General features: G+C 70.0%; 24 protein-coding genes. 6 read left to right on the top strand and 18 right to left on the bottom strand.

Annotated elements, in window-relative coordinates:
* Nucleotides 1–31: 31 nt before the first annotated feature.
* Nucleotides 32–856 carry a maleylpyruvate isomerase family mycothiol-dependent enzyme gene (locus ACWD02_RS27440; protein ID WP_451215085.1) on the bottom strand — a complete coding sequence of 275 codons (825 nt, stop codon included), beginning with the start codon at nucleotides 854–856 and terminating at the stop codon, nucleotides 32–34.
* Nucleotides 857–992: 136 nt separating this feature from the next.
* Between ACWD02_RS27440 and ACWD02_RS27445 the strand changes: the two genes are divergently transcribed.
* Nucleotides 993–1,796 carry a carbon-nitrogen family hydrolase gene (locus ACWD02_RS27445; RefSeq protein ID WP_451215086.1) on the top strand — a complete coding sequence of 268 codons (804 nt, stop codon included), beginning with the start codon at nucleotides 993–995 and terminating at the stop codon, nucleotides 1,794–1,796.
* A 17-nt stretch (nucleotides 1,797–1,813) separates the two neighbouring features.
* Here ACWD02_RS27445 and ACWD02_RS27450 read toward each other — a convergent pair whose 3' ends face one another.
* The 6 genes from ACWD02_RS27450 to ACWD02_RS27475 form a co-directional block, all read right to left on the bottom strand.
* A complete protein-coding gene (locus ACWD02_RS27450) occupies nucleotides 1,814–2,311 on the bottom strand; it encodes an LURP-one-related/scramblase family protein (RefSeq protein WP_451215087.1) in 498 nt (165 codons plus the stop codon).
* 104 nt (nucleotides 2,312–2,415) lie between these two features.
* A complete protein-coding gene (locus tag ACWD02_RS27455; protein WP_451215088.1) occupies nucleotides 2,416–3,045 on the bottom strand; it encodes a DUF4232 domain-containing protein in 630 nt (209 codons plus the stop codon).
* 142 nt (nucleotides 3,046–3,187) lie between these two features.
* Nucleotides 3,188–5,308, bottom strand: coding sequence for a BTAD domain-containing putative transcriptional regulator (locus tag ACWD02_RS27460; protein ID WP_451215089.1), 2,121 nt, complete (start codon nucleotides 5,306–5,308; stop codon nucleotides 3,188–3,190).
* 163 nt (nucleotides 5,309–5,471) lie between these two features.
* On the bottom strand, nucleotides 5,472–5,693 hold the full coding sequence (locus tag ACWD02_RS27465; protein WP_451215090.1) for a hypothetical protein: 222 nt from the start codon (nucleotides 5,691–5,693) through the stop codon (nucleotides 5,472–5,474).
* A gap of 95 nt (nucleotides 5,694–5,788) precedes the next feature.
* Nucleotides 5,789–7,144 (bottom strand): M18 family aminopeptidase, encoded by a 1,356-nt coding sequence (locus tag ACWD02_RS27470; RefSeq protein WP_451215091.1) that lies wholly within the window; start codon nucleotides 7,142–7,144, stop codon nucleotides 5,789–5,791.
* Between the two features lie 173 nt (nucleotides 7,145–7,317).
* Entirely contained in the window at nucleotides 7,318–9,144 is a 1,827-nt protein-coding gene (locus ACWD02_RS27475; RefSeq protein ID WP_451215092.1) for an acyl-CoA dehydrogenase, read from the bottom strand.
* Between the two features lie 144 nt (nucleotides 9,145–9,288).
* On the opposite strand from ACWD02_RS27475, the gene ACWD02_RS27480 reads away from it, so the two are divergent.
* The 3 genes from ACWD02_RS27480 to ACWD02_RS27490 all read left to right on the top strand — a co-directional run bounded on the left by ACWD02_RS27480 (nucleotide 9,289) and on the right by ACWD02_RS27490 (nucleotide 11,966).
* The gene (locus ACWD02_RS27480; RefSeq protein WP_363210398.1) at nucleotides 9,289–9,777 is read left to right on the top strand and encodes an SseB family protein; all 489 of its coding nucleotides are present in this window, start codon (nucleotides 9,289–9,291) and stop codon (nucleotides 9,775–9,777) included.
* 124 nt (nucleotides 9,778–9,901) lie between these two features.
* Nucleotides 9,902–10,858, top strand: a complete 957-nt coding sequence (locus ACWD02_RS27485; RefSeq protein ID WP_451215093.1) for a pirin family protein — start codon at nucleotides 9,902–9,904, stop codon at nucleotides 10,856–10,858.
* A gap of 46 nt (nucleotides 10,859–10,904) precedes the next feature.
* Nucleotides 10,905–11,966, top strand: a complete 1,062-nt coding sequence (locus tag ACWD02_RS27490) for an AI-2E family transporter (protein ID WP_451215094.1) — start codon at nucleotides 10,905–10,907, stop codon at nucleotides 11,964–11,966.
* Here ACWD02_RS27490 and ACWD02_RS27495 read toward each other — a convergent pair whose 3' ends face one another.
* Nucleotides 11,967–14,138, bottom strand: coding sequence for a SpoIIE family protein phosphatase (locus tag ACWD02_RS27495; protein ID WP_451215095.1), 2,172 nt, complete (start codon nucleotides 14,136–14,138; stop codon nucleotides 11,967–11,969).
* A 164-nt stretch (nucleotides 14,139–14,302) separates the two neighbouring features.
* Between ACWD02_RS27495 and aspS the strand changes: the two genes are divergently transcribed.
* Nucleotides 14,303–16,087 carry an aspartate--tRNA ligase gene (gene aspS / locus ACWD02_RS27500; RefSeq protein ID WP_451215096.1) on the top strand — a complete coding sequence of 595 codons (1,785 nt, stop codon included), beginning with the start codon at nucleotides 14,303–14,305 and terminating at the stop codon, nucleotides 16,085–16,087.
* A 79-nt stretch (nucleotides 16,088–16,166) separates the two neighbouring features.
* On the opposite strand, the gene ACWD02_RS27505 is transcribed toward aspS, so the two are convergent.
* A complete protein-coding gene (locus tag ACWD02_RS27505) occupies nucleotides 16,167–17,048 on the bottom strand; it encodes an NAD(P)-dependent oxidoreductase (protein ID WP_451215097.1) in 882 nt (293 codons plus the stop codon).
* A 103-nt stretch (nucleotides 17,049–17,151) separates the two neighbouring features.
* Here ACWD02_RS27505 and ACWD02_RS27510 point away from each other — a divergent pair, with 103 nt between their 5' ends.
* Nucleotides 17,152–17,775: a TetR/AcrR family transcriptional regulator gene (locus tag ACWD02_RS27510; protein ID WP_451215098.1), complete on the top strand. Its 624-nt coding sequence runs from the start codon at nucleotides 17,152–17,154 to the stop codon at nucleotides 17,773–17,775.
* Nucleotides 17,776–17,900: 125 nt separating this feature from the next.
* Here ACWD02_RS27510 and ACWD02_RS27515 read toward each other — a convergent pair whose 3' ends face one another.
* The 9 genes from ACWD02_RS27515 to ACWD02_RS27555 form a co-directional block, all read right to left on the bottom strand.
* Complete coding sequence (locus ACWD02_RS27515; RefSeq protein ID WP_451215099.1) at nucleotides 17,901–18,086, bottom strand: hypothetical protein; 186 nt, start codon at nucleotides 18,084–18,086, stop codon at nucleotides 17,901–17,903.
* A 297-nt stretch (nucleotides 18,087–18,383) separates the two neighbouring features.
* Nucleotides 18,384–19,040 carry a contact-dependent growth inhibition system immunity protein gene (locus tag ACWD02_RS27520; protein WP_363210407.1) on the bottom strand — a complete coding sequence of 219 codons (657 nt, stop codon included), beginning with the start codon at nucleotides 19,038–19,040 and terminating at the stop codon, nucleotides 18,384–18,386.
* A gap of 13 nt (nucleotides 19,041–19,053) precedes the next feature.
* A complete protein-coding gene (locus tag ACWD02_RS27525) occupies nucleotides 19,054–19,353 on the bottom strand; it encodes an RNase A-like domain-containing protein (RefSeq protein WP_363210408.1) in 300 nt (99 codons plus the stop codon).
* A 57-nt stretch (nucleotides 19,354–19,410) separates the two neighbouring features.
* Nucleotides 19,411–19,989, bottom strand: a complete 579-nt coding sequence (locus ACWD02_RS27530; RefSeq protein ID WP_451215100.1) for a hypothetical protein — start codon at nucleotides 19,987–19,989, stop codon at nucleotides 19,411–19,413.
* Between the two features lie 19 nt (nucleotides 19,990–20,008).
* Entirely contained in the window at nucleotides 20,009–21,751 is a 1,743-nt protein-coding gene (locus ACWD02_RS27535) for an RNase A-like domain-containing protein (RefSeq protein WP_363210410.1), read from the bottom strand.
* Nucleotides 21,751–22,065, bottom strand: coding sequence for a WXG100 family type VII secretion target (locus ACWD02_RS27540; RefSeq protein ID WP_363210411.1), 315 nt, complete (start codon nucleotides 22,063–22,065; stop codon nucleotides 21,751–21,753). Before ACWD02_RS27540 ends, ACWD02_RS27535 begins: the two co-directional genes overlap by 1 nt.
* A 55-nt stretch (nucleotides 22,066–22,120) precedes the next feature.
* Nucleotides 22,121–22,543, bottom strand: coding sequence for a WXG100 family type VII secretion target (locus ACWD02_RS27545; RefSeq protein WP_365828766.1), 423 nt, complete (start codon nucleotides 22,541–22,543; stop codon nucleotides 22,121–22,123).
* A 275-nt stretch (nucleotides 22,544–22,818) separates the two neighbouring features.
* Nucleotides 22,819–24,453 carry a methionine--tRNA ligase gene (gene metG / locus ACWD02_RS27550; RefSeq protein ID WP_451215101.1) on the bottom strand — a complete coding sequence of 545 codons (1,635 nt, stop codon included), beginning with the start codon at nucleotides 24,451–24,453 and terminating at the stop codon, nucleotides 22,819–22,821.
* Nucleotides 24,454–24,575: 122 nt separating this feature from the next.
* A complete protein-coding gene (locus ACWD02_RS27555; RefSeq protein WP_451215102.1) occupies nucleotides 24,576–26,237 on the bottom strand; it encodes a VWA domain-containing protein in 1,662 nt (553 codons plus the stop codon).
* Between the last annotated feature and the right edge of the window lie 330 nt (nucleotides 26,238–26,567).

The raw sequence follows: 26,567 nt of genomic DNA on the forward strand, positions 1-26,567 counted from the left end.
GCCGCGGCGGACCAAGGCGGGCCAGGCAGGGCTACGGCGTGACCGCGAACTCCCGCAGGATCGCCTCACCCAGGCCGTGATCGCCCTCGACCTTGATCCGGTCGGCCACCGATGCATGCGTGACGCGGCCACAGGCGAGGCGGAAGTACGTCTCCCAGTCCAGGCTCAGCGTGGCGAGCGGGCCGAGCGAGGGGGCACTGTCGACCGTGGCGTGGCCGTCGGCGTCGACGCGGACCGTGCGCAGGAACTCGACGGGCCCGCTCACGTCGAAGACGACCGCCGAGTTCGCCGGGGCCGCGGCCTTCTTGGCGACGACCTTGGGCAGTCCCTGCAGCAGGAGGTCCCGCGCCACCAACGCGCCCTGGGAGTCCAGGTCGCCGGGCTTCTTCAGCGTCGTACGCAGATCCTGCTCGTGCACCCAGACGTCGAACGCCCGCATCCGCATGGCCAGTTCGAGGGTCTGCTCGGTGCCGAGCGGGCCACGGATCTTGTGGGAGGGGTCACGCGACTCGTTCCGCAGCTGCCGTGAGCGGCGGATGATCGTGTACTCCAGCTCGGAGGTCATCTCGGGCGCGGTGTGGTGGCGCCGGACGTCGACCTGCACCTCCATGTACCGCTGGCCCTCGGTCTGTACGTGGTACAGATCGCGCGGCAGGGTGTGGATGGGACGCGGGTCGCCCAGCATCTCGCAGTCCAGGCCTATGACGTGGGAGACGACATCCCGCACCGACCAGCCGGGGCAGGGCGTGGCCCAGTTCCACTCTCCCTCGGCGAGCGGTGACACCAGCTCGGATATGGCTGATACGGATTGGGTCCAGGCGTCGGCGTAGGTTTGCAGGCTGGGATGGAGACTCACGGGACCCCTCGACGGTCGTACGCGGGCGGTGGGTGTCTGGGACGTTAAGTTACGCTGCCCGCAGGCACCCCGGCAGTGCTTTCGTGTGACGATCGTAGGCCCGCATTGACGGGTCGAATGCCAGGACGGTGGTAGTGTGCGCGCCTCCCTCATCCAGATCGCCGTAGACGAGGGCGAACCGGTCAATTCCCGCCGCTCGCGGGTCTCTTCACTGGTGCGTGCGGTCGCCGCGCGAGAGCGGCCGGATCTCGTCGTTCTTCCCGAACTGTGGACCACGGGTGCTTTCGCGTACGAGACGTTCGCGACCGAGGCGGAGTCGCTCGAAGGTCCCACGTACGAAGCCATGGCCAAGGCCGCGCGTGACGCGGGCGTCTGGCTGCACGCCGGGTCCATTCCGGAGAGGGACGCCTCGGGGGACCTCTACAACACCTCCCTCGTCTTCTCGCCCGAGGGTGAACTCGCCGCCTCGTACCGGAAGATCCACCGGTTCGGCTTCGACAAGGGCGAGGCCGTCCTGATGGGCGCGGGCGGCGAACTGGTCACCGTGCGCACACCGGAGACGACGATCGGACTCGCCACCTGCTACGACCTCCGCTTCCCCGAGCTCTTCCGGGGGCTCGTCGACGCGGGCGCCGAGATGTTCGTCGTCCCCGCGGGCTGGCCCGCGCGGCGGCGTGAGCACTGGACGCTGCTCGCCCGGGCGCGGGCGGTCGAGGACCAGGTGTTCGTCCTCGCGTGCGGAACGGGCGGTACGCACGCCGGGGTTCCCCAGGCCGGGCACAGCATCGTCGTCGACCCGTGGGGCGAGGTGCTCGCCGAGGCGGGGGACGGCGAGGAGGTCCTCACCGTCGAGCTCGACCCGGCGAAGGTCGCCGCCACGCGCGAGCAGTTCCCCGCGCTGAAGGACCGGCTCCTCGGGACGGCCGCTCCCCGGCGCTGACGCCGCGTCCCATCTCCTCAGTCGTCGTCGCCCCGCTCCTTCTCGGCAAGGCGGATCACGCAGACCGCGACGGCCAGGAGGAGGGACGCGTCGGCGTCGTCCCGGACGATCTGGAGGCCGTACGTGTCGCGGACCCGGAACCAGCGGCGGGAGATGTCGGCCAGGAGCTCGCCGTCGTACTCGATGGCGAACTCGCGGTCCAGGATCTTGCCGCTCACGTCGAGCTCGGTGCCGTCGACCAGGTCCACGCGGTAGTGGTTGCGCAGGAGCGAGAGGCGCTTGCGCTTGACCGTGGCCAGCTCGTCGCCGTCCCGCTCGATCACCATCGTGTCGCGCAGCGCCAGCATCTTGGCGCGGATGTCGATGAGGACGCGGCCCTCCATGTCCTTCAGCTCGAAGGTCTCGCGCAGGCGCATCGCCTTGCCGTCGACGAGGAAGACCTTTTGGCCCTGGTCGTCCTCGATCCAGTAGTCGTCACCGATGCCGAGCAGCCGGTCGCGTACGAGAAGTTTCATGCGGCGATGCCTACCCCGTGGCGGGCATGACACAGCCGGCCCGTGCCACTCGGGGGAAAGTGGGACACAGACCGGCTGTGGATCAGGGGAGGACGCGGAGTCTGCTACGACATGGCGTCCTCGAGGTTGTTCTGCCAGTACGTGACGCGCGAGCCCGCGTCGAGCAGCAGGCCCGCCGCGCCGGGGGAGTTCACCGTGACGCGGCCGTCCGTGGCCTTGCCGCCCTTGGCGACGAGCGTGACGCCGAGGGTCTTGGAGCGGTGGGTCCTGTCGGCGTCGATGCTCGCGAGGTTGATCGCGGCGTAGGCGGACCGGTCGGGCGCGAGGCGGACGACCGAGCGGGGGCGGGTGTTCCGGGCCACCGGGAGGTTCTTGCCCGCCGTCGGATCGCTGACGACGGGGGCGCCGAGGACCGCGCAGGCCTTGCCGCCGTTGTTGGTGATCTTGAGCAGGACGACGGGCGCGGTGCCGCCGGTGTCCTCCATGCTGATCTCCGCGGTGCGCGGCGTGCAGTCGCCGTCGGCGGCCGGAGCGGGTGATCGGGGACCACTGGACGCGGTGCCCGACGCCTTGCCGGTGCCGGACGCTTCACCTCCGGCGCCCCCGCTACCGCTGCTGCCCCCGCTCCCGCTCGCTGTGCCGTCATCGCCCCCGCACGCCGTGAGCGAGAGGGAGAGCGCGGCGAGCGCCGCGACGGCGAGCGCGGCACGCGTGCTGCGAGCAGTGGTGCGCATGGCGGTGACTCCCCCGTGAGTGGTGGTCGCTCGGGCTTGCTCCACTGAGCCTGCCGCCCGCCGCTGGCGTTCCGCTAACACCTGGCTAATGACTCGTTCACGCGTCGCACGGGGAGATTCCGGCCGGGGCCGGGGCCCGGGGTCACATGGAGGAGCCCGTCGCGGGCCGCCGCAGCTCCTCGGGGCGGGGCCTGCGGAACGTCGCCGTTCCGGACCCGTCCAGGCCGCGGGCGAAGAGCCGGACCAGATCGGGCAGGACGTAGCGCCCCGCGCCCTCCTCCTGGATCAGGTGTGCCGCGGCCAGGCGGTCGAGTCCCTCGCGGGTGGCGGATACGTTCGCCCCCGCGAGGTCGGCGGCCCTGTGCGCGTCCACGTCCGGGGTGGAGGCGCGGGCCAGCGCGGCGAGCAACCAGGCGTCACTGCCCGGAAGTTGGGCCACCGAGGTACGCAGCGCGGCCGCGACACCGGTGTCCTCGGCGGAGAGCAGGGCCAGCCGCTGCTCCTCGTCGGCGAGTTCGGCGGCAAGCCCCGCCACGGACCGCTGGGGGCGCCCGATGAGCCGGGCGGCGGCGGTGCGCAGGGCCAGCGGGAGGCCGTCGCAGAGGCGGGCGATCCGGCGTACGTCATCGGAGTCGGCGTCCAGACCGGCGCTCTGCCCCAGGGCGCGGAGGAACAGCTCGGCTCCGTCGCGCTCGCTGAGCGCGCCGACCGGCACGGGGCGCGCGCAGTCCGACGCGACGAGGCCGTCGAGGCGGTTGCGGCTGGTGATGAGGGTGGTGCAGTGGGGCGCACCGGGCAGGAGCGGGCGGACCTGGGCGGAGTCGTGGGCGTTGTCGAGTACGACGACGATGCGCCGTTCGGCGAGCAGCGAGCGGTAGAGGGCCGCCGCCGGTTCGATGCCGGCCGGCACGTCCTGCTGCCGCACGCCCAGGGCGAGGAGGAACTCCCGCAGGACGCGTTCGGGGTGGGCGGGGTCGCCGCCGCTGAAACCGCGGAGGTCCGCATAGAGGTGGCCCTCCGTCCGCGAGTCCGCGTGGTGGTGCGCCCACTGCAGGACGAGGGCGGTCTTCCCCACGCCCGCGGCGCCCGTGAGCAGGACGATCGGCGCCTCCGTCTCCTCGGCCAGCACGGTCTCCAGGGCGGCGAGCTGCTCCTCGCGGGCGGCGAAGGCGCGGGGCGCCCGGGGCAGCAGGCGGGGGGTCGCGTTGCCCGGCGGGGTCCCTTCCGCCGGGGTGTCGGGGGTGGCGACGGCATCGGGGGTGACGGGAGCGGCGGCGGGGCTCGCTTTTCGGGCATCGGAGCCCGGCGCCGTGGGCCGCGTTTCCCCGGCCGCGGGCCCCAGGTCCGCCTCGACCGGGGACGGTCCTGCCGGACGCGCGGCCCGGTTTCCGTCCACGCGGGCGGGAGGCCCGGCGGAGCCCGCGGACGCGGCGGGGGAAGCACCGCCACCCCCGAGGCCCATGTCGTACCGCCCGCGCCGGCGCGGCGGAGGGGCGCCCAGCATCGGGTGGGCCCCGGTGTCGGGCTCGCCGTTGAGGATCTCCTCGTACGCCCGGCGCAGCTTCTTGCCGGGGTCCACCCCCAGCTCCTCGGCGAGGAGTTCGCGCGTCCGGTGGTAGAACTCCAGCGCCTCGGACTGCCTGCCGCACCGCTGAAGGGCCCGCATCAGGGCCGCCACCAGGGCTTCCCGCAGCGGGTGCTGGACGGACTCGGCACGCAGCAGCCCCACGGCCTGGCCGTGCGAGCCGAGCTTTCCGTACGCCTCGGCGAGCTGCTCGACGGTGACGAGGCGGCTCTCCTCCAGGCCCCGCGCGGCGGCCAGCATCGGCTCGGTGGCGACGGTGCCGGTCAGCGCGGGCCCGTTCCACAGGGCCAGCGCCTCGCGCAGCATCAGGGCCGTGTCCGAGGGCTCCCGCTGCCGTCCGGCCAGTTTGACGAGGTCCTCGAAGCGGCTGACGTCGAGCAGGGTCTCCGGGAACTGCAGGGCGTACGCACCGCCCTGCGTGGCGAGTTCCACGCCGTACGCGTCCAGGCCGGCCTCGACGAGCAGGGCGCGCAGCCGGGAGATGTGGCCCTGGATGACGGTGCGCGCGTGCAGCGGCGGTTCGCCGTCCCACAGGGTCTCGGTCAGGGCGTCCACCGAGACCGGCGTGCCCGCCCGCAGCAGCAGCGCCGCGAGCAGGCTGCGGCGCTTGGCCGGGCCGAGGGGGACGGGTCCGCTGCCTCCGGCGACGCTCACCGGTCCGAGCAGCTGGAACTCCACCTGGCCTCAACTCCTCTGCCGCGCCCGCGCTCCGCGCCCGCGCCTCGCATCATGTTTCGAACAAGACCCAAGACTATCGCCGGGCACGGCGGCCACGGAGGTGGCCGCCGTGCCCGGCGACGAGGAGCGGCTGAAAACATCGGCCCGCGAGCGGGACCGGCCGTCAGTAGCGGTGGTGGTGGTCGTCGTCCGTCTCGACCACGGTCGCGCCCGGGGGCACGACTGTCTTGCGGCGAGCATTGGTGAACGCGGCGACGCCGATCACGCCCACGGCCATCATGATCAGACCGGTGACGGTGAGATTGATGCCTTCCATCTCCCAGTCGGTGGCGAACGTGAGGATGGCGCCCGCGGCGATCAGAATGATGCATCCGCCCAGGCCCATGTGGACCGCCTCCCTAAGTCGTGGCAGGGCACCCGGGTACCCGGACCCGGCTCGACCACACGGATAAGCGGAAATCGGCCTTCGGTTCTCCTCGTTCAGCCTTCGAGGAAGGCCACGAGCGCATTGGCGAGAAGGTGCGGGTCGTCCGCCCCGCACAGCTCGCGCACGCTGTGCATGGAGAGGATCGCGACGCCGATGTCGACGGTCTTGATGCCGTGCCGGGCCGCGGTGATCGGCCCGATCGTCGTGCCGCAGGGCATCGCGTTGTTCGAGACGAAGCTCTGGAAGGGCACGCCGGCCTTGTCGCAGGCGGCCGCGAACACGGCACGGCCCGCGCCGTCCGTGGCGTACCGGTTGTTGACGTTGACCTTGAGGATCGGGCCGCCGTTGGCGCGCGGGTGGTGCGTCGGGTCGTGCCGCTCCGCGTAGTTGGGGTGCACGGCGTGGCCCGTGTCGGAGGAGAGGCAGACCGTGCCGGCGAAGGCGCGGGCCCTGTCCTCGTACGTGCCGCCGCGCGCGAACACGGAGCGTTCGAGCACCGAGCCGAGGAGCGGGCCGTCCGCGCCCGTGTCGGACTGGGAGCCGTTCTCCTCGTGGTCGAAGGCGGCGAACACGGGGATGTACGGCAGGGAGCCGGCGCCGTCCGCCGTGGCGACGGCGGCCAGCGCCGCCGTACAGGCGTGTACGGACAGGAGGTTGTCCATCCGCGGGCCCGCGATGAGGTCGCGGTCGCGGCCGAGGTAGGCGGGCGCCTCGATGGGGTGCGTCATCAGGTCCCAGCCGGTGACGTCGCCGGGGGAGAGGCCCGCCTCCTCCTCCAGGAAGCCGATGAGGTCGCCCTCGTGGACGTCGTCGCCGAGGCCCCAGATGGGCTGCATGTGCTTCTGCTTGTCGAGCTTGAGGCCGTCGGCGACGACGCCGCGGTCCATGTGGATGGCCAGCTGCGGCACCCTCAGGAGCGGCCGGTCGATGTTCACCAGGCGTGTCGAGCCGTCCCGCAGCGAGAGCCGTCCCGCGAGGCCGAGGTCGCGGTCGAGCCAGGAGTTGAGCAGCGGGCCGCCGTAGATCTCGACGGCGACCTGGCGCCAGCCGTGCGCTCCCGAGTCCGGCTTCGGCTTCACGCGGAGGTTCGGTGAGTCGGTGTGGGCGCCGACGATGCGGTACGGGGTGTGGGGGGTGGCGCCCTCGGGGACGTACCAGGCGATGATCGCGCCGCCACGCAGCACATACTTCCCGCCGGTCGTCCCGTCCCAGGCGTCGGTCTCCTCGACCTGCCGGAAACCGGCCTTCTCCAGCCGCTCCGCGGCGGACGCCACCGCGTGATACGGCGAGGGGCTCGCCGCCAGGAAGGCCAGGAGGTCGTCGGAGTGGCCGCGGTCGAAGGCAAGAGGGGCGCGCGAAGCGCTCTTTGCGGGGGCGGCGGCGGGAGACGGGCGGGCAGATGTGCTCATGGCTTCCAGCCTAACTAGCGGTTCCTCCGGGCGAGGGCGGCCTTTTCCGGGAGGTTCTGTACGGGAACTGCCCGCAACTGGTGTCCCTCTGCCGCCACCCACCCGGTTACCCCGCATACGACAGCGGCCCGCCCCCGGAACGGGAGCGGGCCGCCTCAAGCGTCGCGGGGAGGCTAGAACGCCGCCTCGTCCAGCTCCATCAGGTCCAGCTCCACGCCCTCGGCGAGCTTCCGCTCGTTGGCGACGCCCGGCAGGACGTTCGCGGCGAAGAACTTGGCCGCGGCGATCTTGCCCTCGTAGAAGGGCTTGTCCTTCGCGGAAGCCGTCGCCAGCTTCTCCGCGGCCACCGCCGCGCCACGCAGCAGCAGGTAGCCGACGACCACGTCACCCGAGACCATCAGGAGGCGGGTCGTGTTGAGGCCCACCTTGTAGATGGACTTCACGTCCTGCTCGGTGGCCGCGAGGTCCGTCAGCATGACGCCGACGATGGCCTCCAGCTCGACCGCGGCCTTGGCCAGCTCCTCGCGGGCCCCGGCCAGGGCCTCGCCGCCCGTGCCGACCGCGAGGAACTTCTTGATCTCCTCGGCGAGGCCGTTCAGCGCGGCACCCTGGTTGCGGACGATCTTCCGGAAGAAGTAGTCCTGGCCCTGAATGGCGGTCGTGCCCTCGTAGAGGGTGTCGATCTTGGCGTCCCGGATGTACTGCTCGATGGGGTACTCCTGGAGGTACCCCGAGCCGCCGAACGTCTGGAGCGACTGCGCCAGCTGCTCGTACGACTTCTCCGAGCCGTAGCCCTTGACGATGGGAAGCAGGAGGTCGTTCAGGGCGATCAGCGCCGACGCGTCCTCGCCCGCCGCCTCCTTGATCTGGATGTCGTCCTGGACGGCCGCGGTGTGCAGCACCAGGGCGCGCATGCCCTCCGCGTACGCCTTCTGCGTCATCAGCGAGCGGCGTACGTCCGGGTGGTGCGTGATGGTGACCTTGGGCGCCGTCTTGTCCATGAACTGGGCGAGGTCCGGGCCCTGCACGCGCTCCTTGGCGTACTCCAGGGCGTTGAGGTAACCCGTCGAGAGCGTCGCGATGGCCTTCGTGCCGACCATCATGCGGGCGAACTCGATGATCATGAACATCTGGCGGATGCCGTCGTGCTTGTCGCCGATCAGCCAGCCCTTGGCGGGGTGCTGGTCGCCGAACGTCATCTCGCACGTGTTGGACGCCTTGAGGCCCATCTTGTGCTCGACGTTCGTCGCGTACACGCCGTTGCGCTCGCCGAGCTCGCCGGTCTCCCAGTCGAACTCGTACTTCGGGACGAGGAAGAGCGAGAGGCCCTTCGTGCCGGGGCCGTGGCCCTCGGGGCGGGCGAGGACGTAGTGGAGGATGTTCTCCGACATGTCGTGCTCACCGGACGTGATGAAGCGCTTCACGCCCTCGATGTGCCAGGAGCCGTCCTCCTGCTTGACGGCCTTGGTGCGGCCCGCGCCCACGTCCGAACCGGCGTCCGGCTCGGTCAGGACCATCGTCGAGCCCCACTGCTTCTCGACGGCGATGGCGGCGATCTTCTTCTGCGCGTCGTTGCCCTCGTCGTGCAGGATGCCCGCGAACGCCGGACCGGAGGAGTACATCCACACGGCAGGGTTGGCGCCGAGCAGCAGCTCCGCGTAACCCCAGATCAGGGAGCGGGGAGCGGTCGTGCCGCCGATGCCCTCGGGCAGGCCGAGGCGCCAGTACTCGGAGTCCATGAAGGCCTGGTAGCTCTTCTTGAAGGACGCCGGTACGGGAGCGGTGTTGGTCGCCGGGTCGAAGACCGGCGGGTTGCGGTCGGCGTCCTCGAAGGACTCGGCCAGCTCGTTCTCGGCGAGGCGGCGCAGCTCCTCGAGGATGCTCTTGGCGGTGTCGACGTCCATCTCGGCGAACGGGCCGGTGCCGTACAGCTTGTCGCGGCCGAGCACCTCGAAGAGGTTGAACTCGATGTCGCGGAGATTCGACTTGTAGTGCCCCATGGCGACGGCTCCGTAAGCAGAAAGGGATCAACAGGATCAGTACCAGCAAGTAGCTACGATGATGCTACCCGCCAGTAATAAGAAGCAACCCCTAATAGGGCATCTGTGACTCAGTCCTCGTGCGGGCTCAGTACTCTTGCGGACATGTACGGCTACGACCAGAGCCCAGGCGCCCAGCAGCAGTACGCCCCGCCCGGGGCCCAGCCGCCGCCGCAGCAGATGCCGGGCGGCGCGCAAGGGTACGCACAGCAGCCTCCGCTCTACCCCGAGCCGTCGCCCCCGTCCCTCGCGGACGCGGTGCGCGCCTTCACCACGGGCTCGATGTCCGCCGAGGACTTCCAGCAGGCCTTCGCCACCTCGAAGGTCTACTGCCCGCGTGGCGACAACCCCGGCTTCCTCGCCCTGCACAACACCCAGCAGCCGGTCATCCCGATGTTCACCTCCCTCAAGGAGCTGCGCAGGTACGCGGGCAAGGAGTCCAAGTACTTCGTGATCACGGGCGCCGAGGTCATCGACCTCCTCCCCACCGGTTACGGCTTCGTCCTGGACATGGAGGGCGAGCACCGCATGGTCTTCGACGCCAAGGCCGTCGAGCAGATGGTCGACTTCGCCATGCGCCGGATGTACGGCTAGCCGCCGCCCGCGGATTCAGGCCACCCGGGACGCCCGGAGGGAATTCCCTCCGGGCGTTCCGCGTTCCCGGTGGCAAGAAGTTCTACGTTCAACTAAAGTGAGCGTACGAAGAAGGAGGCACGACATGCCCGCTGTGACTGTCGAGAACCCGCTGACCCTGCCCCGTGTGGCCGCGTCCGGCGACGCCGTGGCCCGCCCCGTGCTCGCCGTGACGACCGCGCCCAGCGGTTTCGAGGGCGAGGGATTCCCGGTGCGCCGGGCGTTCGCGGGGATCAACTACAAGCACCTCGACCCGTTCATCATGATGGACCAGATGGGTGAGGTGGAGTACGGCGCCGGGGAGCCCAAGGGCACGCCCTGGCACCCCCACCGCGGCTTCGAGACGGTCACCTACCTGATCGACGGCACGTTCGTGCACCAGGACTCGAACGGCGGCGGCGGCACCATCCAGAACGGCGACACGCAGTGGATGACCGCGGGCAGCGGCCTCCTGCACATCGAGGCCCCGCCGGAGTCCCTCGTCCAGTCCGGCGGCCTCTTCCACGGCCTCCAGCTCTGGGTGAACCTGCCGGCGCGGGACAAGATGATGGACCCCCGCTACCAGGACATCCGCGGCGGCCAGGTGCAACTCCTGACCTCCCCCGACGGTGGCGCGCTCCTGCGCGTCATCGCCGGTGAGCTCGACGGCCACCAGGGCCCCGGCATCACGCACACGCCGATCACGATGATCCACGCGACCGTGCGCCCCGGCGCCGAGGTCACGCTCCCCTGGCGCGAGGACTTCAACGGCCTCGCGTACGTGCTCGCGGGGCGCGGCACGGTCGGTGCCGAGCGCCGCCCGGTCCACATGGGCCAGACGGCCGTCTTCGGCTCCGGCTCCTCGCTGACCGTCCGCGCGGACGAGAAGCAGGACGGGAACACCCCCGACCTGGAGGTCGTACTGCTCGGCGGACAGCCGATCCGTGAGCCCATGGCGCACTACGGACCGTTCGTGATGAACAGTCAGGCCGAGCTCCAGCAGGCCTTCGAGGACTTCCAGAAGGGTCTGCTCGGCACGGTCCCGGCCGTGCACGGCATGTAGCCGTACATAACGTGCGGGCCCGAAGAGGCCATGCTCGGGTAGGAGGGTGAGCACCCTCCTGCCCGAGCCCGTACGCCGCACCGCCGCCTGGTGCGTGGTCCTCCTGCTCGTCACGGGCGTGGCCGCCGTGGCGATCTGGCTCTTCGTCACCTTCAAGACGGCCGCCACCCCGGTGCTGCTCGCCCTCCTCGGCACGGCACTCCTGGGACCCGTCTACCGCTGGCTCCTGAAGATGAAGGTGCAGCGGTCGCTGGCCGCCGGGCTCACCTGCGCTGCCGTCGTCGCGGTCGTGGGCGGCGCCATGTACATCGTGGTCAAGGCCCTGATCGACACCGGCGACCAGATCGTCGCCTCCCTGAAGCAGGCCGCCACCGACCTCTCGGAGCACTTCGGTGCCGCGGGGACCTCCCTGGACGACATGGCGTCCAACGCCAAGGACCTGCTCGGCAAGTTCGGCGGCTCGGCCGCGTCCGGGGTGATCAGCGGGCTCAGCGTCGTCGGCGAGATGATCGCCATGGCGGTCCTCGCGCTGCTGCTCGTGTTCTTCTTCCTGCGCGACTCCGACCGGGCCCTCGGGTCCATGCGCTCGCTCGCGCCGCGCGGCACCGCCGACACCGTCGAGGCCATGGGGCGGCGCGCCTTCGAGGCCGTCGAGGGCTTCATGCGCGGGACCACGTTCATCGCCCTGATCGACGCCCTCTGCATCACCGTCGGGCTCCTGATCCTGGGGGTGCCCGGGGCGTGGGGGCTCGGCGCGCTCGTGTTCATCGGCGCCTACATCCCCTATCTGGGCGCGTTCATCTCCGGCGCCGTCGCCGTCCTGGTCGCGCTCGCCGACCGGGGGTTCGTCATCGCGCTGTGGGCCCTCGGCGTGGTCCTCGCGGTGCAGGTGCTCGAAGGACACGTACTGCAGCCGGTGATCCAGTCGCGGACCGTGCAGATGCACCCCGCCATCGTCATGCTGGCCATCGCCGCGGGGGCGTCCGTGGCGGGAATCCTGGGGATGCTCCTCGCCGTGCCCGTGACGGCGGCGGCCTTCGGGGTGATCGCCGAGCTGCGGGACCGGAACGCGGCGGCGGAAGCGGGCGCCGACCCACCCCGCGTCTGATCAGTCGTCCCCGTCCCCCTCGTAGAGCTCGAACCAGATGCTCTTGCCCTCGCCCCGCGGCTCCACCCCCCACTCGTCGGCGAGCAGCTCCATCAGGACCAGTCCCCGCCCGGACGACGCCAGTTCACCGGGGTGGCGCTTGTGCGGCAGGTCGTCGCTGCCGTCCGAGACCTCGGCCCGCAGGCGCCGCGAGCCCGGCTCCCCGATGACCTCGGCGACGAGCAGCGCGTCGCCGTCCGTGTGCACCAGCACGTTCGTGATCATCTCGGAGACCATCAGGACCGCCGAGTCGACCTGATCGGGGACGGCCCAGTCGTGCAGCAGCTCCCGGACATGGCGCCGCGCCCCCGCGATCCGCTCCGGCTCGGCCTGCGCGACCGTCAGGACGGTGCGCCGGGCGGGCGTGCGGTGGGCGGGGTGGCCGGCCCTGCGAAGGAGCAGGACCGCGATGTCGTCCTCGCGCCGGTCCACCAAGGGGCCGGTGGTGTGATGCGAGGAAGGCCCGTGCACGGCTTGTACGAGGGTGTCGGCGAGCTCTTCGAGGCCGTCGTCGTCACCGTCGCCCCCGTGCCCCTCCAGGATCTTGCGGATCCTCGTCCAGCCGCTGTCCAGGTCATGGCCGCCGGTCTCGATGAGGCCGTCGGTGCAGATCAGCATCGTCTCGCCGGCCTCCAGGACGAGCCGGGTCGTGGGGTAGTCCGCGTCCGGGTCGATGCCGAGCGGCAGTCCGCCGGCCGTGGGGCGCAGCAGGACCGTTCCGTCGCTCATCCGTATCGCCGGCTCCGGGTGGCCCGCGCGGGCGATCTCCAGGATGCCGGTGACGGGGTCCGCCTCCACGTAGAGGCAGGTCGCGAAGCGCGGGTCGGCGGGGTCGCCGCCCGCGTCGCCGTCCGACCCGATCGTGATGCCGTCCGTGATCCCGGAGAGGAAGCGGGTCGCCCGGGAGAGCACGGCGTCCGGGCGGTGCCCCTCGGAGGCGTACGCGCGCAGGGCGATCCGCAGCTGGCCCATGAGCCCGGCCGCGCGCACGTCATGCCCCTGTACGTCGCCGATGACGAAGGCGATGCGGCCGCTGGGCAGCGGGATCATGTCGTACCAGTCGCCGCCCACCTGGAGCCCGCCACCGGTGGGCACGTACCGCGCGGCCACCGACATCCCCGGGATGCGCGGCCCGAGCAGCGGCAGCATCGAGCGCTGCAGGCCCTCCGTGAGCTCCCGCTCCGACTCCGCGACCCCCGCCCGCGACAGGGCCTGGGCCAGCATCCGGGCCACCGTGGTCAGGACGGAGCGCTCGTCCGGCGTGAACGACACGGGGTAGGCGAAGGCCGCGAGCCAGGCGCCCATCGTGCGGCCCGCGACGGTCAGCGGCAGGAACGCCCACGACTGCCGGTCGAAGGGGCGGGCGAGCGGCCACGTGGCGGGATAGCGGCGGTGGTACTCCTCGGGCGATGAGAGATAGACCGCGCGGCCCGTGCGGACCACCTCGGCGGCCGGATAGTCCGTGTCCAGGGGCATCGCCGAGAAGGGCAGATCGTCCCCCGGCTGGTGCCCGTAATGCCCGATGATCTTCAGCCGGTCACCCTCGACCCCGAAGACACCGAGCCCGTCCGGCGAGAACCCCGGCATGGAGAGCCCGCTGGCCACCCGCAGCACTTCCTCCGTGGACCGCGCCTCGGCGAGCGCGCGCCCCGCGTCGAGCAGGAAGGCCTCGCGGGAGCGCCGCCAGTCGCCGGTCACGGGGGTGCGGGCGGCGGCGCCCGGCGGGGGCTCGGTGACCTCCTGGAGGGTGCCGATGAGCTCGTACGAGTGCGTGGCCTCGTCCACGACCGGCTTGGAGCGGCTGCGCACGATGCGGATGACACGGCCCTGGTCGTCCATGATCCGCAGGCGGGCCTCGGCGAGGGTGCCCTCGGCGACGGCGAGCTGGACGATGCCGTCGATCTCGTTCCAGTCGACGGGGTGGAAACGCGAGCGCACACCGGCCTCGGTGAGGGCCTGGGGGTGCGGAGGGAGGCCGAGGAGCCGGGCCGCCTCGGCGTCGAGCGTGACGACGCCGGCCGAGTTGTCCCAGCGCCACAGGCCGGTCGCGATCGCGGCAAGGACGTCCCGGACGGGAGGCAGGGGTTCGTCCCCGGCCTGCCCCGCCTGCTGCAAGGGATCGTCGGTGCGCATTGACCCACTTTAGGAAGATCGATGGACAAGTCGCCACCGCCGGAGACGGCGGGGAGCGCTCCACGGGTGATCGGGGAGGTAATCCGGAAAGCGATCTCCGCCCGGACGGTAGCCTTAAGGCTTGTCTGCTCTCTCCCCTATTCGCGAAGACTGGATGAACGAAGATGCATCGGTACAGGTCCCACACCTGCGGCGAGCTCCGCGCCTCTGACGTCGGCTCCGACGTCCGGCTGAGCGGCTGGCTGCACAATCGCCGAGACCTGGGCGGCATCCTCTTCATCGATCTGCGCGACCACTACGGCATCACGCAGCTGGTGGCCCGCCCCGGCACGGCCGCCGCCGAGACGCTCGACAAGCTCTCCAAGGAGACGGTCGTCCGCATCGACGGCAAGGTCGTCTCGCGCGGCGCGGAGAACGTGAACCCCGAGCTGCCCACGGGCGAGATCGAGATCGAGGCCGCCGAGGTCGAGGTGCTCGGCGCCGCCCAGCAGATCCCGTTCACGATCAACGCGGACGACGGCGTGAACGAGGAGCGGCGCCTTGAGTACCGCTTCCTGGACCTGCGCCGCGAGCGCATGCACCGCAACATCATGCTGCGCTCGTCCGTGATCGCCTCCATCCGCTCGAAGATGGTGGCCCTCGGCTTCAACGAGATGGCGACGCCGATCCTCGCCGCGACGTCCCCCGAGGGCGCCCGCGACTTCGTCGTGCCGTCCCGCCTGAACCCGGGCAAGTTCTACGCGCTCCCCCAGGCCCCCCAGCAGTTCAAGCAACTCCTGATGATCTCGGGCTTCGACCGCTACTTCCAGATCGCGCCGTGCTTCCGCGACGAGGACGCGCGCGCGGACCGCTCGCCGGGCGAGTTCTACCAGCTCGACGTCGAGATGAGCTTCGTGGAGCAGGAAGACGTCTTCCAGCCCATCGAGAAGCTCATGACGGAGATCTTCACCGAGTACGGGAACGGCCGCGAGGTCACGTCCCCGTTCCCGCGCATCCCGTTCCGCGAGTCGATGCTGAAGTACGGCAACGACAAGCCGGACCTGCGCGCGAAGCTCGAACTGACCGACATCACGGACATCTTCGCGGACTCCGAGTTCAAGGCGTTCGCGGGCAAGCACGTCCGGGCCCTCCCCGTCCCGGACACGGCATCGCAGTCCCGCAAGTTCTTCGACGGCCTCGGTGACTACGCGGTCGAGCAGGGCGCGAAGGGCCTCGCCTGGGTGCGCGTGGCCGAGGACGGCTCGCTGACGGGCCCGATCGCGAAGTTCCTGACGGAGGCGAACGTAGAGGAGCTCACGAAGCGCCTCGGTCTTGAGGCGGGCCACGCGGTCTTCTTCGGTGCGGGCGAGTTCGACGAGGTCTCGAAGATCATGTCGGCCGTCCGCGTGGAGGCCGCCAAGCGCGCCGGCCACTTCGAAGAGGGCGTCTTCCGCTTCTGCTGGATCGTCGACTTCCCGATGTACGAGAAGGACGAGGAGACGGGTCGCATCGACTTCTCCCACAACCCCTTCTCGATGCCCCAGGGCGGCATGAAGGACCTTCAGGAGAAGGACCCCCTCGACATCCTCGCCTGGCAGTACGACATCGTCTGCAACGGCATCGAGCTGTCCTCCGGCGCGATCCGTAACCACGAGCCCGAGGTCATGCTCAAGGCCTTCGCGATCGCGGGGTACGAAGCGGAGACGGTCGAGCGGGAGTTCGCGGGCATGCTCCGCGCGTTCCGCCTCGGCGCCCCGCCGCACGGCGGCATCGCCCCCGGCGTCGACCGCATCGTGATGCTGCTCGCGGACGAGCCGAACATCCGCGAGACGATCGCCTTCCCGCTCAACGGCAACGCCCAGGACCTCATGATGGGCGCCCCCTCGGAGCTCGAGGAGTCCCGCCTCCGCGAACTGAACATCCAACTCCGCAAGCCGGTGGCTTCCGGCAAGGGTGACGCGGAGAAGTAGGCCCTGGGCCGATCTGCAGAAAAATCCCGGCCCGCACCCCATATCGGGGTGCGGGCCGGGATTTTTCTGCACACGGCCCTCAGCTCGCGGACGCTCCCTGACCCAGGAGCTCCACGATGCTGGAGAAACTGTCCTTTGCGTGGCCGGCCTCCATCCCCCGGCGGAACAGGTCCGCCACCGCCGACGGCAGCGCGGCGTCGACGCCCGAGTCGGTGTGCGTGTCCACCACGTGTTCCATGCTCGCGAGGCCCATGGCGAGTCGGTCCACGTCGCCCTCGTGGTTGCCCGCGTCGATGCGCGAGGAGTAGAAGGACAGGAACTCCGGCATGCCGGTCATGTTCTGTGACGCGTACGGGAGGATGTCCGCCGCCGAGAGGCCGTTGGCCTTGGCGAGGGCGACCGCGTACCAGTAGCTGGAGACACTCGTCCAGAAGATGACCATGTTGAGCTGGTACATCAGTGCCGCGAGCCCCGGGTCCTCGCCCCGGTGGTCGGTCTCGCCCGTCAGCACCTCAAGGGTCGGCCGGTGCTTGTCGTACGCCTCGCGTGGGCCGCTGTAGAAGGTGGACGCGTCCGGGGTCCCGATGCCGGAGGGCGGGGCGAGCACGCCGCCCGTGAGGTGCGTCGCGCCGTGGCCCGCGGCCCAGTTCGCCGCCTCGCGCGCCTTCTTCGGGGTGTCCGAGCTCAGGTTGACGATCACGTGGCCGGAGAGTGCGCCCGCCGCCGGTTCGAGTACGGAGTACATCGCGTCGTAGTCCGTGAGGCTGACGATCACCAACTCGTTGGCGGCGACCGCCTCCTCGGGGGTGTCGGCGAGAACCGCCCCGCGCGCCACCAAGTCGTCCGCGCGGGACGCCGTGCGGTTCCAGAGGGTGACTTCGTGGCCCTTGTCGAGCAGCGCTGATGCCATCGCGTGGCCCATGGGGCCGAGACCGATGAGGGTGACAGGGGTGGCGTTCATGGGTGCCTCCAGGACTAGAACGAGCGCTCTATCTAGCGTATGGAGGAAACGTAGCACGGCTCTGGAACGAACGCTCTAATTAGCCTCGGGGTAAGGTGACCGCATGGCCAAGACCAGCGCAGCCGCGACCCCCGGCACCCGCGACCGCATCGTCATCGCCGCCGCACGCCTCCTCCAGCGCCAGGGGTACGTCGGCACCGGCATCAAGCAGATCGCGAAGGACGCGGAGGCCACGCTCGGCTCCGTCTACCACTTCTTTCCCGGCGGCAAGGAAGCCGTCGCGGTGGCCGCGATCAACCACAGCGGCGAGGAGTTCGCCGACATGCTGCGTGCCGCGCTGAACAAGGCCGACGACCCCGGCGCCGCGATCGAGGCCTGTGCGGCGGAACTCGCCGTGGGGCTGCGGGAGTCCGGCTGGGTCGACGGCTGCCCGGTCACCGCCGCGGCCCTGGAGACGCTGGGCACGGACTCGGAGATCCAGCGGGTGTGCGCGGCCGCGCTGGGGAGTTGGGAGCGCCTGGTCGAGGAGAAGCTGCTCGGCGCGGGCTTCGCCGCGCGGGACGCGCGGGACCTCGCGACCACCGTGATCAGCGCCCTGGAGGGCGCGGAGGTGACCGCCCAGGTCAACCGCAGCGAGGAGCCGCTACGGGCCGTGGGGCGCCAACTGGCGCGGCTCGTGGGGTCGTACGGAGTGGCGGGGGAGAGTCTGGGGGCCGTGGGGTGCTAGCTCGCCCGGTGGTCGGGAGATGTGCGCCGCTGCCTCTGGTTCGCTGTTGTTGGAACGCGTCGCCAGTGGCTCATGAGAGCCCGCTCAGTTGTTGAATCGCGTTGCGGCCGGAGCGTGCTGTCCGCTCAAACGGCCGGCGAGTGTGAGGCCGCCGCGGCTGTCGCCTCGGCCCACTCCGCCACGAGCTTCTCGTACTCAAGGTGTTGTTCGGGACGAAGATATCCGCCCGTCCGCAGCCAGAGCGCGCGTATCTCCTCGTTCACCTCGGCCGCGGGGCGCGGCCGGTCGGGGGTGTCGGGAGTCGTGGTCATACAGTGAAGCGTACGGACGAATATGTGAAGACGGCGTGAGTTCTGGTCGAATGTGATCGGTATCGCTATTGGACCCGCATGATTCAGCCAAGTTGGGCAAGAAGCGGGGGCCCGTGACCTGAATCACGAGCCCCCGCGGGTCAGTTCAAGTCCGGCGGCCATAGCCGGACAGTTCAGCCGATTACGACCGCCTAGGACCGCCTACGACGACTGCTTCGGCTCCTCCAGGCGCGTTCTTTCTCCGGATCGCTGACCTGGGGCTTCGTGCACTGATGGTGGGTGGTCCACAAGCCCGGATCAGCCGTCGGCCAGCGTGGTCGCCACGGACTGGAACCAGGCGCCGTAGGAGAACGGCTCGGGCGGGCCGACCTCCATGCCGAGTTCGGCGGCTGCCAAGGCGTAGTCCCCCTCGTCAAGGGAGAGGGCGAGCAACTCGTGGAGTTCGCCAACAAGGCGTGCGGTCAGTTGAGTCTCGGTGGTGGCTGCGTAGTCGGCGACAGCGGCGTCGTGGTCAGGGAACTCGTCGACGATGTCCTGCGAGAACCAGCCGCCGAGCAGTTGCGCGGTTTCCGGGAAGCGTGCGTGCCACTCCCAGTGAGTCTGCGGGAACGACGGTTCCGGGACGTCGCCCTCATCGACGCTCTTCTTCAGATGGTCGGCCAGCATCGTCAGCCAGTCGCCGATCGCCGACTCGGCGATCCCGGTGTCCGGGGTCGCGTAGAACTCGCCGAGCCTGTGCCGGATGCGGCCCGGTGGGTTGCGGCTGTACTCGCGCAGCTGGCGCTCCGCCTCCGCGATGGCCCAGGGGCGAGTGTGCCAGGTGTGACGGAGATACGCGTCCAGCGCGCGGCTGCGCCGTTCCGGGGTGTCGTCGGCAGACTGCCCCAGGTATGCGCGCATCACCTGATCCAGCTCACCGTAACGGCGGTCATGTTCGAGGGGCTTCATGGACATGTGCGTGCGGCCCCTACAGGTAGAACGGGACGGTCGTGCGGACGACGAAGCCGTGTGGACTCGACGGCTCGCGGCGCAGCACCACGCGCGCCGCGCGGACGTCGACAGGCCCCCGCCCGGCCAGCAGGTCGCCCTTCAGCTGAACCCGGCCCACGGGTTCCTCGCGGGAGGGCCAGGCGGCCTCGAGGGTGAGGCGGGCCCGGGTTCCCTGGGCGAGCCAGCGGTGGATGACTTGTTCGTTGGCGGTCACCACCTGCTGCGTGGCCCAGTGGGCGGTCTCCCGGTCGGGGTACGTCGCGGATCGCGTCAGCATGGTCACCTTCCTCCAAAACACCGGGCACGGTTGATTCCCGGTCCCTCTACGTATCTCTCAGTTTGCGTTGAACGACCAGAAGACCCCGACCTCGTCCGCGGTCACGGTGATCAGTCCGAGGTCCATCATGTAGTCGGTGAAGGCCCGGCCGCCGGCGAGTTCGCTGACGAGGAAATCCGGCGAGGCGGTGGTCCGGGCCAGGCCGGAAGAGGTACGGAAGACGGCGTCGGCACCGAACCGGCCGAGCACCGTCCGGGCGTCGGCCAGCACATCGTCCCTGTCTGCCCGCGTCCGGACGGGGCGGGTCTCGAAAAACCACTCTTGGGTCAGAGAGGCGAGCAGATCAGCGGCGGCACAGGCCGTGACGGGATACGTCCACGCGTGCACCTGCTCGGCTGTGAGCGGCAGGAAGGGATAGGAAGGACGGATGTTCTCACGTCCCTCCTTGTCGATCTGCCACTCCAGCGTCCGCCGACCCTGCGGGTCGGTGACCGACCGGCTCATGACGGCCAGGACGTCCCGCGCCCAGTCGTCGTGCCGCCGGGGCCCGATCATCGCGAAGGTGTACACGTCGTCGAGGAGCCGCTCCAGCGCGGCGTCCCAGGCAGTGCTGTCAGCGCTGTCGGTGGGGTGCATTCGTCTTCCGGTCGGTCGGTCACGGGGCGGGCATGGAGGTGTAGATCACGTAGGGCGGATCGAGCCTGGAATCGTACTTCACGATCGTTTTCACGTTCTTGACCTCGACCGCCTTCGCGTCGAGCCCGTGGTCCTTGTACCCGGTCCCCGGGAGGTTCTTGGTCGGGTCATTCGGATCGGGGGTGGGCTGTTTACCCACGTACGTGCCGCTGACCTCGTTGTTGGGGGCCGGGCTCGTGAACGCCTCCGTCTTGCCCTCCGGAGGATTGGAGGCCAGCCACGCGTTGATCTCGGACTGCTTGGCCCGCAGGTTGTGCTCCGTCAGTCGCTGGGCGCTGGCCATGTCCGTGAAGGACGACGAGCCGCCGATCGTGGGCCTGCGCTGCTCCGGCCAGTTGTTGTGATCTTGAGCCTGGTCACGCAGGCGTTGGGCGAGCTGCTCGTCGGTCTTGCCGACGTGTTTGTCCAGCGTGTGGCCACCCCCCAGATACTCGTTGCTCGCCAGGTCGAAGGCGTGATTGCCGTGGGAGCCGGCTTCAGTCCAGCGCTGCTCGTGTTTGAACTCGTCCAGGGCCCGCATGCCGAAGCCGTGCGCACGTGCCTCCTGGGCCTTGAATTTTGGAGCGCTCAGGTGCGCTTCGTCCAACGGGGCCATGAGGGCGTCGAGTCGCGGAACGAGCGCGTCGACCCGTTGGTTGTACGTGGTGACGATCGCGTTCAACTTGCCGGTGTCCATGTTCAAAACGATGCCCTGGCTCAACTGGCCCGCGCCCTTGGCGACACCCTTGACCACGCCTTTGACCAGCCCCGTGACGTCGTCCATGCCCACGCCGTCCTTGAGGTTGACCTCAACCTTGGGGATGGCCTCGCGTACGGCCTCGTCGTAGACGTCCGACACCTCGCGATTGAGGTAGACGGCTGCCTCGGCGAATTCGTAGAGGAGATCGCCGACCTTCTTGGCCGTGTCGAACAGCACGGTCATCACGGGGTGGGTGGAGGTCTGCGAGGAGGAGCTGTCGTGCTTCCACTCGTAGTTCACGCGGCTCGTGCCCCACGTCGTCGTGCCCCACAGCGAACTGCAGAACTGGCGCATCGCGTCGTGCCACTCGCTGTTGGTCTGCTGAGTGATGCTGCTGACATTCCCGGTCAGCCCGCTCTCCGCCATGGAGAGCGAGGCGGTCGTCGCCATCCAGGCCTTGGACAGTGAGTTCAGGTAGTGCTGCTGTGGAAACGGGTAGACGTCGGCGACCTTGCCCATCCGGAAGGCGTGCTTCACCACCGGCCTCAGCACGTCCCGGACGGGTTCGGGCACCCACTCGAGGACTCGGCGGATGAAGTCGTCGCCGCCGTCGTTGTCGCCCCACTTGAGATTCGGCACGGAGCCGTAGGCGGGCGGCTCCTCGATGACCTTGGGCAATGGCTGGACGACCGGCTTCGCCTTCCCCTTGGGGTCGTTGGCCGCTTCCGCCTTCGCATAAGCATTGGCCGTCGACGTGAAGCCGACTGCCGCACCCCCGATACTGACGATGCTCTTGGCCCATACATCGAGGAAGCGGTTGCCCACCTTGACATACGACGTCGCGAACGCCTGGGGCGATGTCCCGTAACCGCCGGCGTCCGGGTACTCACGCAGGTCTTCGAGCAAGCTCTTGGCGCCTCTGTCCATCACGGTCTGCTGGCTCGCCACACCGCCGGAGACGCGGTGAAGGTCGCTCGGCTTGACGTCGATGGTCCCGTTCTGGCCCGGCGATGGGGTTCCCATCAGCCGGCCCCCCAGCCGCGCAGCACGGCCTGGTGCGCTGCCGCATAGTTGATGTGGCTCGTGGTCGCGCACGCGTGGAGCCACTTCTGGGCGGCTTGAAGATCCTGGGCCGAGCGGTCCCACTCGTCGAGTTTGTCGACGAAGACCTCGCGAGTCTCCCCCTCCCAGGACAACACGACCGGCACCACCCGGTCGTGGAGGTCGTCCAGACTGCCGTTGAGCTTCTTGAGGATGTCCTCCAGATCGCCGGCGAGGTCGTGGAGGGAGGCGAAGGCGACGGTTATGTGCTCGTCGTCCGCACTTCCGGTCGGCATGGTTCCCCGTTTCGTAGGTGTCGTCGTGGTCGCGGCAGGACCCCGGGAGAGGCCGTCAGAAAGAGTCGAGGCTGCTGCGCGGATGGGAGGGCCCGGCCGTCTCCGGGCCAGGTGTCGACAGTTTGTCGACCTCGCTGTCGATGTCCACCGGGATACTCCGCAGTTGGGCCATCACGTCCAGCTCCTGTTCCGTGAAGCCGTCCCGGCTCAGGCGTACGGCCTGCTCGATATGCCGGATCACTTCACGGATGCGCACGGCGTCCTCGGCCGCCGCCCGGTGGAACTCGCGGTATGCCGTCGCCGCCGGTCCTCGCCAACCCGCTTCGATGCGGTCGACGATCGCGTCCATCCGCCTGACCTGCTTGTCCAGATGGTCCTGCATGGCGTCGAGGTCCTCGGTCAGTTTGGTGAGGTCCTTGCTCGACACCTTCAGATCGACGCCGCTCTCTTGGCCCGCGCCTGCTCCACGTACACCCATACTCCGCACCTCCCCCTCCGTGACTTTGGCATGACAAACCGTGCCTGCGCGATGATCCTAATCTCGCGCTCTTCCGAAGCCGACGCCCGGCTTCGGGTCCGGGGAGGGCAACCGACGGGCAGGTATGGCACCTCGGCCTGACCTCTGTAGGGGCCTCTTACGTGATGGGGTTCGGTCCCTTGCCGGAGCCCGGTGCCACGTCGCGAGAAAGTCCCGGCAGCACGCCGTAGGACACGGTGTGCTGCCGGGACTTTTCTGCAATCCGCCGCGTACCGCTACGCGCTCGGCTTGTCCTCCAGGCGGGGGAAAAGCACCGCGCCCTTCGTCACCGTCGAACCGATCGGCAGCTGGCCCCACGTGCCCGCGTCCTGGACCCGCTGGTCGGCGAGCGCGCCGAGCGGGGCCTCTGCGCCGAGCGAGTCCCACAGCTTCTGCGAGGTCTCCGGCATGACGGAGTTGAGGAGGACGGCCACCGCGCGCAGCGACTCCGCCGCCGTGTAGAGGATCGTCGCCAGGCGGGCCTGGCCCTCCGGGGACTCGTCCTTGGCCACCTTCCACGGCTCCTGCTCCGTGATGTAGCCGTTGACCTGCTTGACGAAGGCGAAGACCGCCAGGATGCCGGCCTGGAAGTCCAGCTCCTCGCCGATCTTCAGGTCGGCCGTCGCGACCGCCTTGGCCAGGCCCTCCTGGACCGCCTGCTCGGCCGCGCCGGCCGCCGTCGCCTCGGGGAGCGCGCCGCCGAAGTACTTGCCGACCATGGCCGCCACGCGCGAGGCGAGGTTTCCGTAGTCGTTCGCGAGTTCGCTCGTGTAGCGGGCGGTGAAGTCCTCCCACGAGAACGAGCCGTCCTGGCCGAACGCGATGGCGCGCAGGAAGTACCAGCGGTACGCGTCGACGCCGAAGTGCGAGGTGAGGTCCTGCGGCTTGATGCCCGTCAGGTTCGACTTCGACATCTTCTCGCCGCCGACCATCAGCCAGCCGTTCGCCGCGACGCGGCCCGGCAGCGGCAGGCCCTGCGCCATCAGCATCGCGGGCCAGATGACCGCGTGGAAGCGCAGGATGTCCTTGCCGACCAGGTGCACGTCGGCGGGGAAGGTTGACTTGAACTTTTCCTCGTCCGCGCCGTAGCCGACGGCCGTCGCGTAGTTGAGGAGGGCGTCGACCCAGACGTAGATGACGTGCTTGTCGTCCCACGGGACCTTGACGCCCCAGTCGAACGTCGAGCGCGAGATGGAGAGGTCCTGGAGGCCCTGCTTGACGAAGTTCACGACTTCGTTGCGCGCCGACTCGGGCTGGATGAAGTCGGGGTTCGCCTCGTAGTGGGCGAGGAGCCTCGGGCCGTACTCGCTCAGCTTGAAGAAGTAGTTCTCCTCCTTGAGGAGCTCCACCGGCTTCTTGTGGATGGGGCAGAGCTTCTGGCCCGCGAACTCGCTCCCGGCCTCGCCGTCGATGAGGTCGCCGGGGAGCTTGTACTCCTCGCAGCCCACGCAGTACGGGCCTTCGTAGCCGCCCTTGTAGATCTCGCCCTTCTCGTAGAGATCCTGGACGAACTCCTGGACGCGGTCCGTGTGACGCCTCTCCGTCGTGCGGATGAAGTCGTCGTTCGCGATGTTCAGGTGCTCCCAGAGAGGCCGCCAGGCCTCGTCCACGAGCTTGTCGCACCACGCCTGGGGCGTGACGTCGTTCGCCTCGGCAGTGCGCATGATCTTCTGACCGTGCTCGTCCGTGCCGGTGAGGTACCACACCTTCTCGCCGCGCTGACGGTGCCAGCGCGTGAGCACGTCCCCTGCAACGGTCGTGTAGGCGTGGCCCAGGTGAGGAGCGTCGTTTACGTAGTAGATGGGGGTCGAGACGTAGAACGCCTTCGCGTTCTCGTCCGCTCCCTGCTTCTCGGATCCAGTGGCCGCCATGGTCGAAATCCTAACGGCCCCGGAGCGGGCGATTCACCTCGATTCCAGGGGGTGGACCCCAGGGCCCCGAGGGGCCCGGGAGTCCACCCGCTGGGGTTACGGGCGGGGGCTACGGGCTGGGGCTACGGGCGCCAGGCCGCCAGCAGGCCTTCGTACAGTTCCGCGTCCGTGAGCTCGCGGGGGGTGGGGCCCGCGTGGAAGAAGGCGGCGTTCTCCGCCTTCAGCTTGCGGAGGTAGTCGAAGCCCTTCGCCTCGTGCTCGCCGAATGCGACGAACTGGAAGAAGAGGGGGTGCTTGGCCGCGTCCGCGAGGGCCTGGTTGGCGGGGCCCTTCGCGTCCGGGGGGCCGTCCGTCTGGAAGACGACGAGGGCGGGGCTGCCCTTGTGGTCCGACTTCTCGTAGTGGGACACGACCTCTTCGATCGCGGCGTGGTAGCTGGTGCGGCCCATGCGGCCCGCTGCCGCGTGCAGCTCGTCGATACGGCCCTCGTGCTCGGCGAGGGTGAGGGTGCCGGTGCCGTCGATCTCGGTGGAGAAGAGGACGACGTGGACCGTGGCCTCGGGGTCCGTGTGCGCGGCCAGGGCCAGGACCTGCTCGCCCAGGCTCTGGGCGGAGCCGTCCTTGTAGTACGAGCGCATGGAGCCGGAGCGGTCCAGTACGAGGTACACGGGGGCGCGGACCCCTGCGAGCTCCCGCTTCTGCAGTGCGGCGCCGGCGGAGTTGTACGCCGTGGCGAGGGCGGGGTGGGCCAGAGCTGCGGCGGTCTCCTCGCCTCCCGAAGCTTCGGGCTGCGCGGGCTTCTCGGCGAGGGGAGCCTCGGGCTCCGCCGGTTCCTTGGCCTCGGGGGCCTCGGGCTCCGCCGGTTCCTTGGCCTCGGGGGCCTCGGGCTCCGCCGGTTCCTTGGCCTCGGGGGCTTCGGGCGCCGCAGTCTCTTCGGCCACGGGAGCTTCGGGCTCCGCCGGGGCTTCGGCTGCCGGCGGTTCCTCGGCGAGGGCGGCTTCGGGCTCCGCCGGGGTGGCGGGGGCGTCCGGCACGTCCTGTGCCACGGGAGCTTCGGGCTCCGCCGGGGCTTCGGCTGCCGGCGGTTCCTCGGCTAGGGCGGCTTCCGGCTCCGCCGGGGTGGCGGGGGCGTCCGGCACGTCCTGTGCCACGGCGGCTTCCGGCTCCGCCGAGGTCACGGGTACTTGCGCCGCTTCATCGGCACCCGGCGTCGAGGGCTGTGCCCACCCGTCCCGCCCAGCGGGACGCTTGCCCACAGCGGCGGCGGTGGCGTCGGCATCCTTGGCGTTCCCCGCCTCCGCCTCCGCCTCCGTCTCCGCCTGGGCCTTGGCCTCGGTGCTGTCGGGGGTCGCCTGTTGTGGGCATTCGTCCCGCTGGGCGGGACGGGTGGGCACAACTGACGGTTCCGATTCAGCGGCGTCGGCGACAACTGCCTCGGGGGCGACAACCTCGGGGGTCACGACCTCGGCCTCCGGGGCGTCAGCCGCGGGCTCGGGGGCCGCAGCCTCGGGTTCCGGGTCAGACTCCGGCTCGGCGGCGGCAGCAGCAGCGGCGGTCTCCGGCTCGGCGGCGGCCTCCGGGGCCGGGGAAGGGGAAGGGACCGACACGCGGTCGCGGTCGAACGCCGCCGCGACGAGATCATCCACCGCCGAAGGCGAAGGCTCGGACGACGGCGACGGAACGGTCACCTTCGGCTCGGCAGCCGGAGGCACCCGCTCGGACGAGGGCGCCGGCACCGTGGCGGTGGGTGCGGCCTCCCGGGTCTCGGGGGCCTCCGGAGTCACCGCCTCAGGCTCCGGAGCCTGATCCCCCTTGCGTGAAGACCTACCGAACGCATTCCGCAGGACACTCAGAATGCCCATGGGTGCACCCCTTCGCGTGAGTTGATTCCCGATAACCCCTGGCCAGGGCGGACACGTAAGGTTAGCCGTCGCGGCAGGCGATCTTGGTGAGGGTCACCCAAGCGTCAACCGCGCCCACTTCCGGCCTCACCCCCGCAGCTCAACTGCCCTCTGTGCGCCCTCGGTTCACCTCCCGTTCACCCTCAGGCCGTCGCCCTGCCGACCTCCGCGCCTAGCGTCACGGCGGAATCAAGCCACGCTCAAGCCACGCCA

The sequence above is a fragment of the Streptomyces sp. NPDC002853 genome (assembly GCF_053591915.1).

Coding starts and splice junctions, on each gene's coding strand:
- ACWD02_RS27470 (WP_451215091.1), bottom strand. CDS start 7,144: ATGAGCACATCTGCCCGCCCGTCTCCCGCCGCCGCCCCCGCAAAGAGC.
- ACWD02_RS27515 (WP_451215099.1), bottom strand. CDS start 18,086: ATGACCACGACTCCCGACACCCCCGACCGGCCGCGCCCCGCGGCCGAG.
- ACWD02_RS27455 (WP_451215088.1), bottom strand. CDS start 3,045: ATGCGCACCACTGCTCGCAGCACGCGTGCCGCGCTCGCCGTCGCGGCG.
- ACWD02_RS27535 (WP_363210410.1), bottom strand. CDS start 21,751: ATGGGAACCCCATCGCCGGGCCAGAACGGGACCATCGACGTCAAGCCG.
- ACWD02_RS27510 (WP_451215098.1), top strand. CDS start 17,152: ATGGCCAAGACCAGCGCAGCCGCGACCCCCGGCACCCGCGACCGCATC.
- ACWD02_RS27480 (WP_363210398.1), top strand. CDS start 9,289: ATGTACGGCTACGACCAGAGCCCAGGCGCCCAGCAGCAGTACGCCCCG.
- ACWD02_RS27495 (WP_451215095.1), bottom strand. CDS start 14,138: ATGCGCACCGACGATCCCTTGCAGCAGGCGGGGCAGGCCGGGGACGAA.
- ACWD02_RS27485 (WP_451215093.1), top strand. CDS start 9,902: ATGCCCGCTGTGACTGTCGAGAACCCGCTGACCCTGCCCCGTGTGGCC.
- ACWD02_RS27540 (WP_363210411.1), bottom strand. CDS start 22,065: ATGCCGACCGGAAGTGCGGACGACGAGCACATAACCGTCGCCTTCGCC.
- ACWD02_RS27450 (WP_451215087.1), bottom strand. CDS start 2,311: ATGAAACTTCTCGTACGCGACCGGCTGCTCGGCATCGGTGACGACTAC.
- aspS (WP_451215096.1), top strand. CDS start 14,303: ATGCATCGGTACAGGTCCCACACCTGCGGCGAGCTCCGCGCCTCTGAC.
- ACWD02_RS27525 (WP_363210408.1), bottom strand. CDS start 19,353: ATGCTGACGCGATCCGCGACGTACCCCGACCGGGAGACCGCCCACTGG.
- ACWD02_RS27465 (WP_451215090.1), bottom strand. CDS start 5,693: ATGGGCCTGGGCGGATGCATCATTCTGATCGCCGCGGGCGCCATCCTC.
- ACWD02_RS27505 (WP_451215097.1), bottom strand. CDS start 17,048: ATGAACGCCACCCCTGTCACCCTCATCGGTCTCGGCCCCATGGGCCAC.
- ACWD02_RS27520 (WP_363210407.1), bottom strand. CDS start 19,040: ATGTCCATGAAGCCCCTCGAACATGACCGCCGTTACGGTGAGCTGGAT.
- ACWD02_RS27530 (WP_451215100.1), bottom strand. CDS start 19,989: ATGCACCCCACCGACAGCGCTGACAGCACTGCCTGGGACGCCGCGCTG.
- metG (WP_451215101.1), bottom strand. CDS start 24,453: ATGGCGGCCACTGGATCCGAGAAGCAGGGAGCGGACGAGAACGCGAAG.
- ACWD02_RS27545 (WP_365828766.1), bottom strand. CDS start 22,543: ATGGGTGTACGTGGAGCAGGCGCGGGCCAAGAGAGCGGCGTCGATCTG.
- ACWD02_RS27475 (WP_451215092.1), bottom strand. CDS start 9,144: ATGGGGCACTACAAGTCGAATCTCCGCGACATCGAGTTCAACCTCTTC.